The 16,352-nt window shown below is 40.0% G+C and carries 17 protein-coding genes; 11 read left to right on the top strand and 6 right to left on the bottom strand.

What is annotated here, in order from left to right; translation table 11 throughout:
* Positions 1 to 2: 2 nt before the first annotated feature.
* From NSQ54_11005 to NSQ54_10995, 3 genes are all read right to left on the bottom strand, one after another.
* Positions 3 to 176 (bottom strand): aspartyl-phosphate phosphatase Spo0E family protein, encoded by a 174-nt coding sequence (locus NSQ54_11005; protein ID WYP24865.1) that lies wholly within the window; start codon positions 174 to 176, stop codon positions 3 to 5.
* A 111-nt stretch (positions 177 to 287) separates the two neighbouring features.
* Positions 288 to 722 (bottom strand): DUF2621 domain-containing protein, encoded by a 435-nt coding sequence (locus tag NSQ54_11000; protein WYP24864.1) that lies wholly within the window; start codon positions 720 to 722, stop codon positions 288 to 290.
* A gap of 32 nt (positions 723 to 754) precedes the next feature.
* Complete coding sequence (locus NSQ54_10995) at positions 755 to 1,153, bottom strand: GNAT family N-acetyltransferase (protein ID WYP24863.1); 399 nt, start codon at positions 1,151 to 1,153, stop codon at positions 755 to 757.
* A gap of 62 nt (positions 1,154 to 1,215) precedes the next feature.
* Between NSQ54_10995 and NSQ54_10990 the strand changes: the two genes are divergently transcribed.
* The gene (locus NSQ54_10990; protein WYP24862.1) at positions 1,216 to 1,407 is read left to right on the top strand and encodes a hypothetical protein; all 192 of its coding nucleotides are present in this window, start codon (positions 1,216 to 1,218) and stop codon (positions 1,405 to 1,407) included.
* 60 nt (positions 1,408 to 1,467) lie between these two features.
* Here NSQ54_10990 and NSQ54_10985 read toward each other — a convergent pair whose 3' ends face one another.
* Positions 1,468 to 1,551: a YjcZ family sporulation protein gene (locus NSQ54_10985; protein WYP28539.1), complete on the bottom strand. Its 84-nt coding sequence runs from the start codon at positions 1,549 to 1,551 to the stop codon at positions 1,468 to 1,470.
* An 87-nt stretch (positions 1,552 to 1,638) separates the two neighbouring features.
* Complete coding sequence (locus NSQ54_10980; GenBank protein ID WYP24861.1) at positions 1,639 to 1,776, bottom strand: small acid-soluble spore protein P; 138 nt, start codon at positions 1,774 to 1,776, stop codon at positions 1,639 to 1,641.
* Between the two features lie 198 nt (positions 1,777 to 1,974).
* Here NSQ54_10980 and acnA point away from each other — a divergent pair, with 198 nt between their 5' ends.
* The 8 genes from acnA to NSQ54_10940 all read left to right on the top strand — a co-directional run bounded on the left by acnA (position 1,975) and on the right by NSQ54_10940 (position 13,416).
* Positions 1,975 to 4,686, top strand: a complete 2,712-nt coding sequence (gene acnA, locus NSQ54_10975) for an aconitate hydratase AcnA (protein ID WYP24860.1) — start codon at positions 1,975 to 1,977, stop codon at positions 4,684 to 4,686.
* 166 nt (positions 4,687 to 4,852) lie between these two features.
* On the top strand, positions 4,853 to 8,158 hold the full coding sequence (locus tag NSQ54_10970) for an efflux RND transporter permease subunit (protein ID WYP24859.1): 3,306 nt from the start codon (positions 4,853 to 4,855) through the stop codon (positions 8,156 to 8,158).
* A 68-nt stretch (positions 8,159 to 8,226) separates the two neighbouring features.
* On the top strand, positions 8,227 to 8,367 hold the full coding sequence (locus NSQ54_10965; protein WYP24858.1) for an acid-soluble spore protein N: 141 nt from the start codon (positions 8,227 to 8,229) through the stop codon (positions 8,365 to 8,367).
* A gap of 146 nt (positions 8,368 to 8,513) precedes the next feature.
* The gene (locus tag NSQ54_10960) at positions 8,514 to 10,820 is read left to right on the top strand and encodes an AAA family ATPase (GenBank protein ID WYP24857.1); all 2,307 of its coding nucleotides are present in this window, start codon (positions 8,514 to 8,516) and stop codon (positions 10,818 to 10,820) included.
* A 134-nt stretch (positions 10,821 to 10,954) separates the two neighbouring features.
* Positions 10,955 to 11,335, top strand: coding sequence for a thioesterase family protein (locus NSQ54_10955; GenBank protein WYP28538.1), 381 nt, complete (start codon positions 10,955 to 10,957; stop codon positions 11,333 to 11,335).
* Positions 11,335 to 11,637: a hypothetical protein gene (locus NSQ54_10950; protein ID WYP24856.1), complete on the top strand. Its 303-nt coding sequence runs from the start codon at positions 11,335 to 11,337 to the stop codon at positions 11,635 to 11,637. The genes NSQ54_10955 and NSQ54_10950 overlap by 1 nt, the downstream gene beginning before the upstream one ends.
* Before the next feature lie 61 nt (positions 11,638 to 11,698).
* The gene (gene nadE / locus NSQ54_10945) at positions 11,699 to 12,529 is read left to right on the top strand and encodes an ammonia-dependent NAD(+) synthetase (protein ID WYP24855.1); all 831 of its coding nucleotides are present in this window, start codon (positions 11,699 to 11,701) and stop codon (positions 12,527 to 12,529) included.
* A 26-nt stretch (positions 12,530 to 12,555) separates the two neighbouring features.
* The gene (locus NSQ54_10940; protein WYP24854.1) at positions 12,556 to 13,416 is read left to right on the top strand and encodes a PHP domain-containing protein; all 861 of its coding nucleotides are present in this window, start codon (positions 12,556 to 12,558) and stop codon (positions 13,414 to 13,416) included.
* A gap of 253 nt (positions 13,417 to 13,669) precedes the next feature.
* Here the strand turns inward: NSQ54_10940 and NSQ54_10935 are convergent, their stop codons facing one another.
* Positions 13,670 to 14,347, bottom strand: coding sequence for a reverse transcriptase-like protein (locus NSQ54_10935; protein WYP24853.1), 678 nt, complete (start codon positions 14,345 to 14,347; stop codon positions 13,670 to 13,672).
* A gap of 122 nt (positions 14,348 to 14,469) precedes the next feature.
* Here NSQ54_10935 and metA point away from each other — a divergent pair, with 122 nt between their 5' ends.
* Entirely contained in the window at positions 14,470 to 15,378 is a 909-nt protein-coding gene (gene metA, locus NSQ54_10930) for a homoserine O-succinyltransferase (protein WYP24852.1), read from the top strand.
* 111 nt (positions 15,379 to 15,489) lie between these two features.
* Positions 15,490 to 16,320, top strand: coding sequence for an alpha/beta hydrolase (locus NSQ54_10925; protein ID WYP24851.1), 831 nt, complete (start codon positions 15,490 to 15,492; stop codon positions 16,318 to 16,320).
* The last annotated feature ends 32 nt before the right edge of the window (positions 16,321 to 16,352 follow it).

Below are 16,352 nucleotides of genomic sequence, written 5' to 3'. Positions count from 1 at the left end.
CCTCATCTTGAATGGAATGGGGTGCGTTTGCTTTCTTTATCATATTGGTTAAGAAGCTTGTCTAGTTCTTGACTAATTTTCAACACATTTGATGAACTTAAGCCATTCGATCGAGACGCCACGAGTAGCTGTTGGCGTTTCATTTCTATAATTTCATGTAAGGAATGCTTCACCATGTCAGACGTCCCTTCTCTACTAAACTACAATTAAGGGTACTAATAATCAACCGATTTGACAATGAATAAATAACGAACAAACCGTGTAAAATTGTTAGCTGTTTTAGAGTGTTATGAGGACTGCTCCAGTAAATGTTGATACGGCGTCATATCAATTTGTTTTTTTTGTAATGTTTTAATAAGGAATTTGTGATCCCGCTTTGGTGTGGCTAGTATATATCCTCGAATCATATGCGGTTCCGTAATGGAAGTGGCATTTTCTTCTAAAGCAAGTTGACTAATCTTCCCGGCAATTTTTCCTTTTGCAATATCCCTAAATAACTCAGGTACAGGCTCAACAAGCTCATTTAACAACTGTTTTTGTGGCTCATCCCACAGAGGAAGCGCTTTATCAATATAGTAATCTTGCCAATCGAGGATTGATTTACCGTCTTCCTTAGGTAAACGCTTCAGGAATTTACGAAACATGAAGTATCCACCGATAAACATAATTGTTATAAGAAAAAGAGTCCAAAAGATTATAAACCACATAAACCAATCTGACATGCTGGTCCATCAACCTTTCTTTGCAAATTTAATTACTTCTGACGTGGAGAATAAAATGCGTGATGAGCAGACGTTAATCCGACTCTAGGATAATACTCCATCGCTTCGGGTGCTGATAATAAAACGAGACTACACAATTCACCAATCTCTTTTTTAGTTAGTTCGATAAGCTCACGACCAATTCCTGCAGATTGATACTCTTTATGTACGGCTAGATCCGAGAGATAACAACAGTAACAAAAGTCAGTTAAAGAACGAGCAATACCCACAAGTTTATCACCATCTCGAACAGAAATGAGGAGGGGGGCTGCTTCAATCATTTGCTGGATTCTTGCAAGATCTGAGGTCGGCCGCTTAATGCCAGATGATTCAAATACCTCAGCTACCTCTTTCGCTGAAACAGAAGCGTTTACATAATATGATAGTTGCATAGGCTCACTTCCTCTACTAAGATAAAGTTACTATTAGAATAACATAGAAACAGGTGGAGACAATGACAAATGAGCAAGCCGCCTCACATTTAGAGGAACTAAGGACTGGTACAATTCAAGAACTAAAAATTGAGAAAGAGGATTTCCTCACATTTAGACAAGAATTAATGAAAGCTCAGGATCTGTCGAATTTTCGTGGGAAAGCGAAGCATCACGGTATTACCATTTATACATATGAACCTAATTGGTCATAACGTCAAACAGAGGGTGCGCGATTCGCGTACCCTCTGCATCTATTTACGTATGTGAGCATTTTATAACCAGCTAGCACCAACAATCACTAGAAGAATAAAAAGCACAACGATTAGCGCGAAACCACTTCCGTTTTCATAACCCATATAAAGCACCTCCTTCTTACATGGATAGTACAGTATATGCAATGCCATAAAAAACGGACTGTATCTAGCGCCTAATTAAGGTGCTTTTTACCCTTCGCCATTCGTTTGGTTCACATGATTCGCTTTCTTAACTTTTTTCGATCCACTTAATGGCTCGGGCTGTCCACCTCGTTGTCCCTTAACTGCATTGCTTCGAATGTCTTTCGCATTATGGCGCTCTGTCATCATAACCCTCCTAAAGTTTAAATGTTTAATGTTTTCATTTTAGTATTTACGCGAAAAATGGTTTCTAATCTGACCTTTTTTTGCTATTCTATTTAGGGGGAGCGAACGAATACATATTAAAGCGCTTTCTAAAAAAGTCACACATTTAGACAATATTGTCGATCTAAGGTAAGATAGTTTGGAGAAGGAGGGTTTAACATGTCAAAAAGTAACGATGTTTTTAATGCACGTTCTTCCTTTCAAAGCGGGGGAGAAACCTACCACTATTATGCACTTGAAGCCCTAGAGAAGGCTGGTCTTGGAGAAATTAGCAAGCTACCTTTTTCAGTGAGAGTGCTCCTTGAATCCGTACTACGTCAATATGACGACTATGTGATTAAAAAAGAGCATGTTGAAAACTTAGCGCAATGGGGATCGTCAGGTCAAAAAGAAATTGATGTTCCATTTAAACCTGCTCGAGTGATTCTTCAGGATTTCACGGGAGTACCTGCAGTTGTAGACTTAGCTGCACTTAGACAAGCTATGTCGAAACTGGGCGGGGATCCAGCAGTGATTAACCCGGAAATTCCAGTTGATCTAGTCATTGACCACTCTGTTCAAGTTGATAAATTTGGAACAGATGACTCATTAGCATTTAATATGAATCTTGAATTTGAACGTAACGAAGAACGTTACGAATTCTTAAATTGGGCGAAAAAAGCGTTTGATAATTATCAAGCGGTTCCACCTGCAACGGGAATTGTTCACCAAGTGAACTTAGAATATCTTGCAAACGTTGTACAAGCTGTTAAGCAAGGCGAAGATACGATTGCGTTCCCAGATACTCTTGTTGGAACAGACTCCCACACAACAATGATTAATGGTATCGGCGTACTAGGTTGGGGTGTAGGTGGAATTGAGGCTGAAGCAGGAATGCTTGGACAGCCATCATACTTCCCTGTGCCTGAAGTTGTAGGGGTTAAATTTGTTGGAAATCTTCCAAGCGGTACGACAGCTACTGATATTGCGTTGAAGGTTACTCAGGTTCTTCGTGAGAAAAAGGTTGTAGGAAAGTTTGTTGAATTCTTTGGACCGGGACTTTCTGAAATGCCTCTAGCTGATCGCGCAACGATTTCAAATATGGCTCCTGAGTACGGTGCAACATGTGGGTTCTTCCCAGTTGATACGGAAGCTCTTAGCTATATGAGACTTACAGGTCGTGATGAGAAACAAATTCAACTTGTTGAAGATTATAACAAAGCAAACGGCCTATTTTATGTACCGGGTGAAACAGCTGACCCAACATACACAGATATTGTGGAGATTGATCTTTCTGAAATTGAAGCAAATCTTTCAGGTCCAAAGCGTCCTCAAGATTTGATTAAACTGACAGATATGCAGTCACAATTTAAAAAAGCAGTTGTTGCTCCGTCTGGTACACAAGGACTTGGTCTCGACAAAAAAGAATTCGATAAAGTCGTTGATGTACAGTATAAGGATGGACGTCAAGCAACGATGAAAACGGGTGCAATTGCCATTGCAGCGATTACAAGTTGTACAAACACTTCCAACCCATATGTAATGCTTGGTGCTGGTCTTGTTGCGAAAAAGGCTGTAGAACTTGGATTAACAGTTCCTGAGTATGTGAAAACATCTCTTGCACCAGGTTCAAAGGTTGTAACAGGATATCTTGCAAAAGCAGGACTTCAATCGTATATGGACACTCTTGGATTCAATAATGTTGGATACGGCTGTACAACATGTATTGGTAACTCTGGACCACTTGAACTTGAAGTGGAAGAGGCTATTTCTTCAAATGACTTAACTGTTACATCTGTTCTTTCGGGTAACCGTAACTTTGAAGGACGTATTCACCCACTTGTGAAAGCAAACTATCTTGCTTCTCCGCCTCTAGTTGTAGCTTATGCATTAGCAGGTACGGTTGATGTTGACTTGAAGAATGATCCACTTGGAAAAGACCAAGATGGAAATGATGTATTCTTCAAAGATATTTGGCCTTCTACAGAAGAAGTGAAGCAAGTTGTAGCTCAAACAGTAACTCCAGAGCTATTTAAACAACAATACGCGGATGTATTTACTGCGAACCAGCGTTGGAATGAAATCGAAACAACGGATGACTCTCTATACAAATGGGATGAGGATTCAACTTATATTGCAGATCCTCCTTACTTTGAAGGATTAACACAAGAGCCTCAAGATATTCACTCTCTTTCTGATCTTCGTGTAATCTGTAAGTTTGGTGACTCTGTAACAACCGACCACATTTCACCAGCGGGAGCCATTGGTAAAACAACACCAGCAGGTAAATACCTAATGGATAAAGGCGTTGAACCGCGTGATTTCAACTCATACGGTTCAAGACGCGGTCACCACGAAGTAATGATGCGTGGAACGTTCGCTAACATTCGTATTCGTAACGAAGTAGCACCTGGTACTGAAGGTGGATTTACAACTTTCTGGCCAACTGAAGAAGTGATGCCAATTTACGATGCAGCAATGAAATATAAAGAATCTCAAACTGGACTTGCTATCCTTGCAGGAAAAGACTACGGGATGGGAAGCTCACGAGACTGGGCAGCAAAAGGAACAAACCTTCTTGGAATTAAAACTGTAATCGCAGAGAGCTATGAGCGTATCCACCGTAGTAACCTTGTGTTAATGGGTGTGCTTCCATTGCAATTTAAAGATGGAGACAACGCTGAATCTCTAGGGTTAACTGGAAGAGAAGCAATTAGTGTTGATATTACAAACGATGTGAAGCCACGTGAGCATGTAACTGTAACAGCTACTGCTGAAGATGGTGCTGTAACAACGTTTGAAGCACTTGTTCGTTTTGATAGTGAAGTTGACGTAGACTACTATCGTCATGGTGGTATTCTTCCGATGGTACTTCGCAGTAAGCTAGCTTAATTAAATTGAATGTAAGAACAGTCTGGTTATCGGACTGTTCTTTTTTTGTTTATCTTTATTCATATGGTATAGAGGGGTTTTTAGTTTTAAAAAGAAGGGAATGTATGTATAGTTGGACTAGGTACATAGAGAATACATAAAAATGGAAGATGGAGGCTAAGCTTATATGATCAATTTCTCGATCCGAAGGCCTATTTTTACATTAGTAGGAATGGTCCTGTTTATTATCATCGGTATAGTGGCATTAACGAGGTTGCCGCTTCAATTATTTCCGGAAATTAACCCTCCTGTAGCCGCCGTTATTACGAGTTACAGCGATGTGAACCCGAACGAAATAGAAGATACGGTGACAATCCCCCTCGAACAACAGTTATCAACAACCTCAGGTTTAAAAAACATGACCTCTAATTCCATGGAAGGCACTTCCATGATTATTCTAGAGTTTGACTGGTCAACTAATATTGAAGATGTAGAACTTGATATTATTAATACTTTACGGGGTGCGAATCTCCCCTCTGACGCAAATGAACCAAGTTTTGTAAAATTTGATCCATCCATGATGCCCTTAATTCAAATGGCTGTTACATCAAATCAGGATCTGGTTGATTTTCAAGATAAGGTATCTGATCTTGAAGATGAACTTATTCGAATTCCAGGTGTAGCAAGTGTTGGAGAAAGTGGTAGCTTGTCAGAAGAAATACAAGTGGACCTTGATCCCGAATCATTAGAAGAAGCAGGATTGAGTCAAGGTGAGATCGTCTCAGCTATTCAAGGCAGTGATATTTCACTTCCTGGTGGAACGGTGAAACGAGATGATTTGAGTTTAACAACAAGAGTTGTAAAAGAGCTCTCAAACGTCGAAGAATTAGAAGAACTAGTTGTTGGAGTGAACCCTACAGGTGACGAACTGACATTAACGGACGTTGCAGAGGTTAGAGTAGCACTTGAAGATCAAGAAGTGCTTACACGATCCAATCAACAGGAAGCGATTCAACTAAGTATCATGCCAGAATCTGGAGCAAACACCGTACAGATTTCAAATGCTGTGAATGAGCAGCTAGAAGAATTGTTACTTGACTCAGAATATGAGGATCTTGAAGCAGCAATTCTCTATGATGAAGGAGATTTTATATCTGCCTCTATTAATAGTGTGACGAGTGCTATGATCTATGGTGGATTATTGGCTATGGTTGTTTTGTTATTCTTCTTGCGCAACCTTAAAACTCCTTTTATTGTAGGAATCGCCATACCTTTTTCGGTTATCGTTACGTTTGGATTCATGTTTTTCGCTGATATCGGACTTAACATTATGAGCTTAGGCGGTCTTGCGCTTGGGATCGGGATGTTAGTCGATAATGCGATCGTTGTTATTGAAAACATTTACCGTCATCTTTCTATGAAAAAGGAACCAAGGCAAGCAGCGTTCGACGGTACAAAAGAAGTAAGTGGAGCAATTATCGCCTCTACGCTAACAACTGTTTCTGTTTTCTTACCGATTGTGTTTATCAGTGGAATTGTAGGTGATTTATTCAAAGAGCTAGCGTACACGGTTTCGTTTAGTTTAATAGCCTCTCTTCTTGTCGCATTAACGGTTGTACCGATGCTTGCAAGCCGATTACTTAAGAAACCAAATGAAGAAACAGAGTCTAAGCGCCGAACATCTAGAGTGATGGAAGGGTTGAGACAGTCAACGATTTGGTCGCTAAAACATCGATTCACAGTGCTTGCTATCACGTTTATTCTTTTAGTTGCAGGAATATTTGGTTTAACCACGGTTGGAACGGAGCTTATCCCTGATAGTGACCAAGGTACGTTTTTTGTAGATATTGAGTTAGAACCTGGTACGAGTTTAGAACGAACGCAAGAAACGGTTGAATCAATAGAAGAGATTTTAGATGGGTATCGAGAGATTGATAATTATGTAAGTACTGCCGGGTCTGGTGACAATCAGATGATGGGCGGAAGTAATTCAAGCTATACGGCTGAGATTACGGTATCTATGGTCGATCCAGATGATCGAAATCAAAGCACGGCTGCCTTTTTAGAGTCTATAGAACGTGAAATAGAGCGTGCGGATTCCAATGCTGAAATTAGAGCATATACAGCTTCTGCTGCATTTGGAGGAGAAGCAAACACGCTACAGTTTACGTTAACCGATTCAAATCAAGAAAGACTTTATGAACAGGCTGATGAATTACAAGCTGAATTAAATGATGAACGATTGGTTCGTGATATTGAACTAAGTATTGAAGAACAAGTACCTGAAATTCTTCTTACGATTGATGAAGAAGCAGCTCGTACAAATGGATTAACGCCATCTGAAATCGCACAGCAGGTAAACACAGCAACAAGAGGAGAAATAGCCACAGTTATTGAAGAGCAAGATCAATTCCTTGAAGTCCTGGTTCGCCTAGCACCTGAATCAACAGAAAGCACAGAGGAACTCGAAAATCTTACCATTCGTAATGCTGAAGGTGAATTCATTACTCTAAATGAAGTGGCTTCTATTGAAGAGGGTATGAGTCCTGCATCTATACAACGATTAAATCAAGAAGGTGCAGTTGAATTTACTGTCACATATACAGAAGCAAGTAATCTTAGCGCCATCCGCTCTGCAGTGGATACGATCGTAGATGACATTGAACTTGATGAAGCAACAACATTTACGTATGGCGGGGAACAGGAAATACTGGATGATTCAATCAATAGTATGATTTTAGCGATTGTCCTAGCTGCCATCTTTATCTATTTAATTATGGCTGCACAGTTTGAATCATTAAAGCTTCCATTTATCATTATGTTTACAGTGCCGCTTGTTGTCATTGGGTTATCCATTGCCCTAGTGGTCACTCAAACGGCAATCGGGATCACAACGTTTATCGGATTGATTATTTTGCTTGGTATTGTTGTAAACAACGGTATTGTCATGCTTGACTTTGTAAACCAAATGAAGGAAAAGGGAATGTCTACGTACCAGGCTTTAATTGAATCTGTTCAGCTTCGTACGAGGCCAATTGTTATGACATCTGCCACGACGATCCTTGGAATGGTTCCTTTATCTCTTGCGATTGGTGAAGGGTCCGAATTCCAACAACCAATGGCGATTGCGATTATTGGAGGATTAATTAGTGGAACGTTGTTAACGCTATTTGTCATCCCAGTTGTCTATAGCTTGCTTGATAAAGAAACAAGACGCAGGCAGAATTATGTAACAACGGTTGAGGGTGACTATTATGAAGTACCTGAGCCTAAGCACTTAACTCAGAGTGAACAAGAGACGCCTATATTACCGGAAGTAAAAAAGGAAGAGGATTTAACTAACTACGTATCTTCTAACGAGTCTGAGGATCTGAATCAGACACCAAATAAAGATAAGAAAAAATCAAACGAAGCATCTAATCTCTCAAAAGATGAAATTTTAGATGCACTTGAAGATCTTCTTAAAAATAGACGAAAAGACTCTGATGATTAATTTTTGTTTTGGATAAAAGGAGACGTCTAGGAAATCCTATGGTTAGACCAATAGGAGGTGTCAGATAGATGACCAAACCAAATCAAGAAGGCAGACAATTTCGCCCAGATCATTTAGGTACTCAGCCCCGTGAGTCAAGTTCAAATAACGGGAAGAAAATGAATACAAAATCAAATCAAAAACCTGACTATATACCTCCAAAAGGCTAGGTATGCGACATCCATCCCATTATTCGGGGTGGATGTTTTCCATTTAACACACGGGGGAGCTCCTTTTTCTTTTGGAATAAAAACAGTTCTGATATAGTTTGAATAGATAGGTAGACACACGAGTTATCGTTCGAGGAGAGGATCAGATGCAACAATCCATTGAATCGCTAGAAGAATTAAAGGACTGGGTTGAAGACATTAAATCAGGAAAACATGAAGTAGATGAAACAAAACTTTGGCGTCATCTCACTCAGTGGGAGAAAGAATTAAAGGAACAATCTCCAACGTCTTATGCGGATGGTTTGATCCTGTTAGCTCTTGCTAGATATAAGCGGCTGAATATGGTGGATTCCTTACTAGCCACATGGGTGAAAGAAGCAAAATCTTATGATCAATCTAGTCATATGGCTCAATTTCTACAAGCGGAATTGATTATTGATCAATTTGTTCATGCGGCCATTCCTTTAGAATTTCCTGCTATACGTGAAACAGATCATGGGACAGCTAAAAAGGAATCAGCAAAGCGTTACTATCAACTAGCTGAACAGTATTTTCGTGCAAAAGAGCCATTAGAAGAGCAGATCCATTCATTAACAGAATTAAAGGAAGAAGCAAATAGCTCACATTATCAGCATATTGATTTGCTATGGGATACATTTAAACAGTTTGAAGAGCCTTTTTTACGTATATCCAAAGCAACCGAGGCGTATGCTCATTCATTAGATGGAGTGTATTATTCTGCTTCGCAATTTAAAGAATTAAAACAAGCCGTTGAGGAAATAAAGTCAATTCAAAAACAGTGGCAAGACGTATTAAAGAATATTACAGGTGAAGAACAAGAGGATACGGCCCTACGTAAACTTTCAAAAATGATTGGTCTGTCTGAGATTAAAGAACGTGTACATAAGCTTTATCAATTTTTATCCTATCAGAAAAAGCGTGAAATAGAAGGATACCGAATGAAGGAAGGAATCAATTTGAATATGATTCTAACCGGAAACCCAGGTACAGGCAAAACAACCATTGCGCGTCTACTCGCTCGTATTTACTATGAACTCGGTTTACTAAAGCAAGAAAGTGTATATGAGGTAGACCGCTCACAATTAGTCGCGGGTTATGTAGGTCAAACTGAAGAGCTGACATTAAAAGCCATTGAACGTGCATCTGGTGGTGTTCTTTTTATAGACGAAGCCTATAGTTTAAAAAGAGCAGATACATCAGGAAATGATTATGGTCAAACGGTTATAGACACACTTGTATCTGCAATGACGAGCGGTCAATATGCAGGTACCTTTGCGGTTGTCTTAGCTGGTTATCCAGAAGAAATGCGTACGTTTCTACGCTCAAATCCTGGGCTCAGAAGTAGGTTTCCTGAACAAAACCATCTACACTTAAGGGATTATACATCCAGTGAGCTACTGGATATTGCAGAACGTATGGCAATAGATAATGATTTTATTCTAACGGAATCGGCTCTTGTTTCTCTTAAAGAACAAATAGAAGAAGCAAAAGTAGATGCAACATTTGGGAACGCACGAACCGTTCAAAACTTAGTTTACAAGGCTATTTTTGAAAAAGGGGCGACGGTAGAAGAACAAGGAACAGCCCCGGATTTTACTCAGCTCAAGGCAGAGCATTTTAAAAAACAAAAGAATGAAGATGGGCTATCGGCTTTAAATCAGTTGGATCAATTAATTGGAATGAAGAACGTAAAAAATGAAATAAAGCAATTAACTGCCTATGCCGAGGTTCAACAAGTAAGACGAGAACGAGGGCTCTATTCAATGCCAGTTCAGCTTCATACAACGTTCAGTGGTTCGCCTGGTACTGGCAAAACAACCGTTGCGGCGATATATTCGCGAGCATTAAAAGAATTAGGTTTGTTAAAACGAGGCCATCTGCTGCAAGTAGGACGTGCAGATCTTGTGTCTGGTTATGCGGGTCAAACAGCATTAAAAACAAAAGAAGTGATCAAGGATGCGCTCGGAGGAGTGTTATTTATTGACGAGGCTTATTCGCTTATCCAAGGTTCATCAACAGATTACGGACAAGAAGCAATCACTGCTCTTGTCGAAGCGATGACTGTTCACGATGAGAATCTGGTTGTCATTTTATCAGGGTATGAAAAAGAGATTGATCGATTGTTATCCGCAAATCCGGGGCTTCGTTCACGCTTTCGAAAACATATTGCCTTTGAAAACTATAGTAAGGAAGAACTTGTGGAGATGATTATAAATCAAGCAATTACAGTTGGATACGAATTCGTACCTGATGCAAAAGAAGCATTGCGAGACGTGATACCTGATGAGGGACATCCTGCGAACGGAAGGTATGTTGACCAGTTGTTTGAACAAATTGTGCAACAGCAAGCGCTCAGACTCTCTGACCATAAGAACCTTGATATTGAAACGCTACAAACCATAATTAGTGAAGATGTGAGAAGGTCAGTCTAATCACTATTCGTTGTGCACAAAACGGATTATGTTATAATTAACCAAACAAATGCTGATGTAGAAGGAACAAAGGAGACATTTTTGTGGAATTTAAAAGCAAACGTACGATTCAACTCTTATATGCCGACACGGATATGATGGGAGTTGTGTATCATGCCAATTACCTAAAGTATTTTGAGCTCGGAAGACAAGGCTTGATTGAAGATATCGGTTATAGTTATGTAGAAATGGAAGAGCATGGCTATTATGCACCTGTGTATGATGTTCAAGCTACCTATAAGAAACCGGTGCGTTATGGAGATGAGGCCACAGTGACAACGTGGGTTTCAAAAAATGACGGGCTCCGTACAGAGTACAAATACGTAATCACAAACCAACATGGAGACATCTGTGTAGAAGGATCAACCACTCACATTATTGTTAGTAAGAAAACGTTTAAGCCAGCGGCATTTAAAAAGGTATTTCCAGAATGGTTTGCTAAATATGAAGCTATTAAATGGAACGAGGACTCGTAATGGCCTTTGGAATTAAGCGACCGCAGCTTAATCGTTGGAAGCAAGCTGCAAAGTCAGGTGAAATTGCTTTTTTAACTCATTATTGGTTAGATGATCGCTTTCCTAATTGTACAACGGTTACGAAAGTGGCATGCTGCGATGTAGACCGATTGATTGAATGGGGCTCTAAATATGGTCTGAAAAAGGAATGGATCCACGTTCGGGACGAGTTCCCGCATTTTGATTTATTTGGAGAGTGGCAGGAACAAATCTTAAAGCAAGAGGGTCAGCTTGATCAACTAATTACGCTACTGCGAAAATAGAAGCATATTGAATCTCTTTTTAGGGAAAAGACAAACTATACACTTTTAGGAGGGTTTACCCATGAATGAAACGCAACTATCTATTATTGAAGCTCTACATACACAACCAGCAGTAGACTCAAAAGAAGAGATTAGAACAAGAACGCAATTTTTGAAAGATTATCTAGTGAAAAGTGGCGCTAAAGGGTATATTTTAGGGATTTCTGGAGGTCAAGATTCCACATTAGCAGGTAAACTTGCACAATTAGCGATTGATGAGCTGAACGCTGAGCAAACATCTAATGCCTTTGAATTTCACGCAGTAAGACTTCCACACGGAGAACAGAAGGATGAGGCGGATGCGCGTGACGCCGTTCAATTTATTAATCCAACAAAAACACATACGGTAAACATCAAGCCGGCAGTGGATGCATCATCCGAAACGTTCAAACAAGTTGTTGGTGAACCGATCTCTGACTTTTTAAAAGGAAACACAAAAGCACGTGAGCGTATGAAAGCACAATACGATTTAGGAGCGCACTTTGGTCTTCTTGTGATCGGAACGGATCATTCTGCTGAGGCTGTTACTGGTTTCTATACTAAATTTGGTGATGGCGCAGCTGATTTAACTCCTTTATTTGGATTAACGAAACGTCAAGGTAAGCAAATTCTAAAAGAACTAGGTGCTCCGGAACATCTTTATACGAAGGAGCCGACAGCGGACCTTGAGGATGATCAACCAGGACTTCCTGATGAACAAGCACTAGGGATGACGTACGACCAAATTGACGATTATTTGGAAGGTAAGAAAATTGATACACAAATTGCAGCAGCTTTAGAGGAACGATATAAGAAAACGGAACATAAGCGTCAGCTACCAGCAACCATTTATGATACTTGGTGGAAAAAGTAAACCGCTTTGCGAGGGGAAGAGTAGCCATGACAGAGACAGAGAACGCAACAAGTGACTTCCATATGCATTCAACAGCATCTGACGGAGGGTATTCCCCTCGTCAATTAGTAGAAAAGTGCCATGCGGTAGGGCTAACTCAAATCGCATTAACCGATCACGATACCATTGATGGAGTTCAAGAAGCAATGGAGGCGGGTCGAGAGTTTGGAGTTCGAGTGTTGGCTGGAATAGAGTTTTCGTGTGTGTATGAAGGAAAAAGTGTTCATATGCTGGGATTAGGTGTTGATCCTACACACTCAGAATTCCAAGCTATGCTCAAAAAACAACGCGAGATGCGCGAACGAAGAATGACAAAAATGATCTCTAAGCTAGCATCAGTTGGAGTGCATGTCTCAGCCGATGAAGTATTGGCTGAAGCAGATGGTGGAAGCATTGGCCGTCCGCACATAGCAAAGGTGCTCGTACGCCATGGGATTGTAGCAACGGTCGCTGAGGCTTTTGATCAATATTTAGCAGAAGGCAAGCCCTGTTACGTTGAAAAAGAAAAAGAAATGACGATTCAGGAAGCGATCAGCTGGACTCATCAAGTCGGTGGACTTTCAATTGTTGCTCACCCTGGATACTATGGGCTTGATCATGTATTGATCGATTGGATTACCGATTATCAAATGGATGGAATTGAAGTATATCATCGTGATCATACTGATGAAGAAAGACAACGATATGAGGCGCTTTGCACCGAAGCAGAGCAGAAAACAGGATATCCTATCTACCGGACAGGCGGATCTGATTTTCATCATGAGACATATGGACGAAAACAAGAGCCGCTTGGGGTCACTCGACTTCAAAACAACTATGCAGATCAAGTGTTTCAAGCATTAAAGTAAGAAAAAGTGGCTGAAATATAACTAAAGATCAATACGAAAAATGGCGAATGGTTCTACATCGAATCATTCGCCATTTGTTTTTTCTCCAAACAAGCGTAAGGAGAACCCGAGACTCCTACGGAACAGAACGCGGTGAAGACACTTTAGCGGCGCTTTTCCCGCTAAAGGTGCTGAGGCCGTTCCCGTGGAAAGCGAGGGATTCTCCTGTAGCGGATTTTTTTGCAATATTTTTGTTTTTCTCGCTACATTAACGTTAGGTCACGTCCTCTTTTTTTGTCTGTTCTTTTTTCCCTTCAATAAAAATACCGTCGAGTGCTTGAGATGCGAGTTGGTCTGCTTCTTTATTTAAATGTCTGCCAAGAAAAGAGTACGTGGGTTTGAGTCCGAGTTTTGCCACCTTTTCTTCAATCCGTTCATTCCATCGAATAAGTGTTTCTTCATAACAAGGCCATTCCCCCGTCATTTGATGATAAAGCGTCTTGGAGTCTGTATAAATAGTTAGTGCCTGATGGTGAATTCCTAATTCCTCGGCGATCGTAAATAAATATGCGAGAGCTGCGTATTCTGCCTCATTATTATCGTCAATTTCGTCTATCCGTTCGTTTACTCTATATCGCCAATGCTGACCGTTTTGCTGATAATAAATCGCCAAACCAAGCCCAGCCTCGTTTGATTCCTTGCGGTAGCCTCCGTCGATATAAGCCTTTACTTGATGCGGTTCTGTTTCCATTGCTTTTAAGAATCTAAGTAAATCCTTCCTAGTCCAGCTCGCATCATCTTCATCAAAAAACTGACAACTAACAGAGCGACCTGTTTTTATAAGATCTTCTTCCAATAGAAGAGCCTCATTAATACTCATATAATCTGTTGTCATTTGATAGCGAGCCGTTCGTTTTGGATGCTTATAAACCCATTCTAACCGTAAATTCATTCGATCTCATTCCTTTCATCCTTTATTGCAGATTGCTTCGTTTCATGATACGTTTATCAAGATAAATAGACAAGGAAACGTTAGAGAAAGAAGCAAGATTGATTTTGAGGGGAGAGCCAGACATGCCAATTAAAATACCAGATCATCTTCCAGCTAGGGAAATCTTAAACGCTGAGAACATTTTTATTATGGACGAATCGAGAGCATATAGTCAGGACATCAGGCCACTATCCATTGTGATTTTAAATCTAATGCCTATAAAGGAAACGACAGAAACTCAAATTTTGCGGCTGTTAAGTAATTCGCCATTGCAGCTTGATGTATCCTTCTTGTACCCTTCGTCTCATGTTTCAAAAAATACGAAACAAGATCATCTTAAGCTTTTTTATAAAACAATAGATGAGATTAAAAAGCGCAAATTTGATGGAATGATTATTACTGGCGCTCCTGTTGAACAGCTTGAATTTGAAGAAGTGGACTACTGGGAAGAATTAAAATGGATCATGGATTGGAGTAAAGACAATGTCACTTCAACTTTACATATTTGTTGGGGGGCACAAGCTGGATTGTATCATCATTACGGAATTCAGAAATATCCGATGAGTGAAAAATTATTTGGAATTTTTGAGCATAAGGTGAATCCAGATCCAATTAAATTACTTCGTGGGTTTGATGATGTATTCTTGGCACCACACTCCAGACATACAGAGACAAGAATTGAAGACATAGATAAGGTCTCGGAACTAGACATTTTAAGTACATCTAAGGATGCGGGCTTGTATCTTGCAGCTTCAAAGGATGGAAAACACATTTTTGTGACGGGACATTCAGAATATGATGTAACGACTTTAGATGAAGAATATCAAAGGGACTTAAGTAAAGGGGTGGCGATCCAACCACCAGTGAACTACTTTCCAGATAATGATCAAAGTGTTCCTCCCGCGCTTCGCTGGAGAGCCCATTCAAACCTGCTGTTTACAAACTGGTTGAATTATTATGTATACCAAGAGACGCCTTATGATTTAACGTAACATTTAGATCCGAATGACTCCCAAGTGGAAGCATTCGGATTTTTTCGTTCATAAGGAGTTCTGTTTTGGGTAAGCCTAGTTATATTACGTGTTATCGGGAGGTGGTATGCATTGAAACGAAAGGGTGAACAGGCAACATTATATATGCAAGGAACACATGTATATGTGGAAAGGTGGTTTCACACGGCTAAAAAGTGTAGGGGAACATTGCTTTTTATACATGGATTTCTTTCATCAAGTTTCAGTTTCAGACAACTGCTGCCATCGATGCCAAATGACTATGATTTATTATGCTTTGACTTACCTGGATTCGGAAAAAGTGGGAAGGATAAAACGTTTTGCTATGAATTTAAAAATTATGCAGCTTTGTTAACTGAAATAATGGAGTTGTATGAGCTAAACCATGTCACATTAATTGGCCATTCAATGGGAGGTCAAGTGGCCTTGTATACAGCTAAGCAAACGCCTGAACGGATCGATTCATTAATCCTTCTTTCAGCTTCTGCATATTTTCATCGAGTGAAAAAAGTGGTGGTGTGTTCCTCTTATATACCATTCTTCTCCTCTTTACTCTATTCATTGGGGAAGAATAGGGATTGTAAACCGTTTATCGGCCAATTAATGTTCAAAAAAAATGCTGTGACAAGTGAAATGGTCAAAGAGTACGGTAGACCTTTAAAGGATAGAGGGTTTTATCATTCTATTACTTGTTTAATGAGGCAACGCGAAGGGGATATGTCTAGTACGGATCTTCAATCAATTAAACAAAGGTGTTTAATTATATGGGGGGAAAGTGATCCTCTCATTCCTTTATCCGTTGGGAAGAAGTTATCGCACGATTTGCACGATGCCAAGCTCATGGTCCTTCCTGAAACAGGTCATTTAGTGCCAGAAGAACAACCGAAAAAAACGGCTCAGCTTATCAAGCATTTCCTAACGTAATGAAGCTACCTCCTATGCTATACTTAAGTGGT

The organism is Alkalihalobacillus sp. FSL W8-0930, assembly GCA_037965595.1.
Lineage (GTDB): Bacteria > Bacillota > Bacilli > Bacillales > Bacillaceae_D > Alkalicoccobacillus.
Note: the sequence above shows the minus strand (reverse complement) of the source record. Positions and strands in the feature narration are given on the sequence as shown.

Bases quoted from the DNA above. Each gene is read 5' to 3' on its own strand.
- NSQ54_10970 (WYP24859.1), top strand. From the start codon at position 4,853: ATGATCAATTTCTCGATCCGAAGGCCTATTTTTACATTAGTAGGAATG.
- NSQ54_10980 (WYP24861.1), bottom strand. From the start codon at position 1,776: ATGACAGAGCGCCATAATGCGAAAGACATTCGAAGCAATGCAGTTAAG.
- NSQ54_11005 (WYP24865.1), bottom strand. From the start codon at position 176: ATGGTGAAGCATTCCTTACATGAAATTATAGAAATGAAACGCCAACAG.
- NSQ54_10965 (WYP24858.1), top strand. From the start codon at position 8,227: ATGACCAAACCAAATCAAGAAGGCAGACAATTTCGCCCAGATCATTTA.
- NSQ54_10985 (WYP28539.1), bottom strand. From the start codon at position 1,551: ATGGGTTATGAAAACGGAAGTGGTTTCGCGCTAATCGTTGTGCTTTTT.
- acnA (WYP24860.1), top strand. From the start codon at position 1,975: ATGTCAAAAAGTAACGATGTTTTTAATGCACGTTCTTCCTTTCAAAGC.
- NSQ54_10995 (WYP24863.1), bottom strand. From the start codon at position 1,153: ATGCAACTATCATATTATGTAAACGCTTCTGTTTCAGCGAAAGAGGTA.
- nadE (WYP24855.1), top strand. From the start codon at position 11,699: ATGAATGAAACGCAACTATCTATTATTGAAGCTCTACATACACAACCA.
- metA (WYP24852.1), top strand. From the start codon at position 14,470: ATGCCAATTAAAATACCAGATCATCTTCCAGCTAGGGAAATCTTAAAC.
- NSQ54_10960 (WYP24857.1), top strand. From the start codon at position 8,514: ATGCAACAATCCATTGAATCGCTAGAAGAATTAAAGGACTGGGTTGAA.
- NSQ54_10990 (WYP24862.1), top strand. From the start codon at position 1,216: ATGACAAATGAGCAAGCCGCCTCACATTTAGAGGAACTAAGGACTGGT.
- NSQ54_10940 (WYP24854.1), top strand. From the start codon at position 12,556: ATGACAGAGACAGAGAACGCAACAAGTGACTTCCATATGCATTCAACA.
- NSQ54_11000 (WYP24864.1), bottom strand. From the start codon at position 722: ATGTCAGATTGGTTTATGTGGTTTATAATCTTTTGGACTCTTTTTCTT.
- NSQ54_10950 (WYP24856.1), top strand. From the start codon at position 11,335: ATGGCCTTTGGAATTAAGCGACCGCAGCTTAATCGTTGGAAGCAAGCT.
- NSQ54_10935 (WYP24853.1), bottom strand. From the start codon at position 14,347: ATGAATTTACGGTTAGAATGGGTTTATAAGCATCCAAAACGAACGGCT.
- NSQ54_10955 (WYP28538.1), top strand. From the start codon at position 10,955: ATGATGGGAGTTGTGTATCATGCCAATTACCTAAAGTATTTTGAGCTC.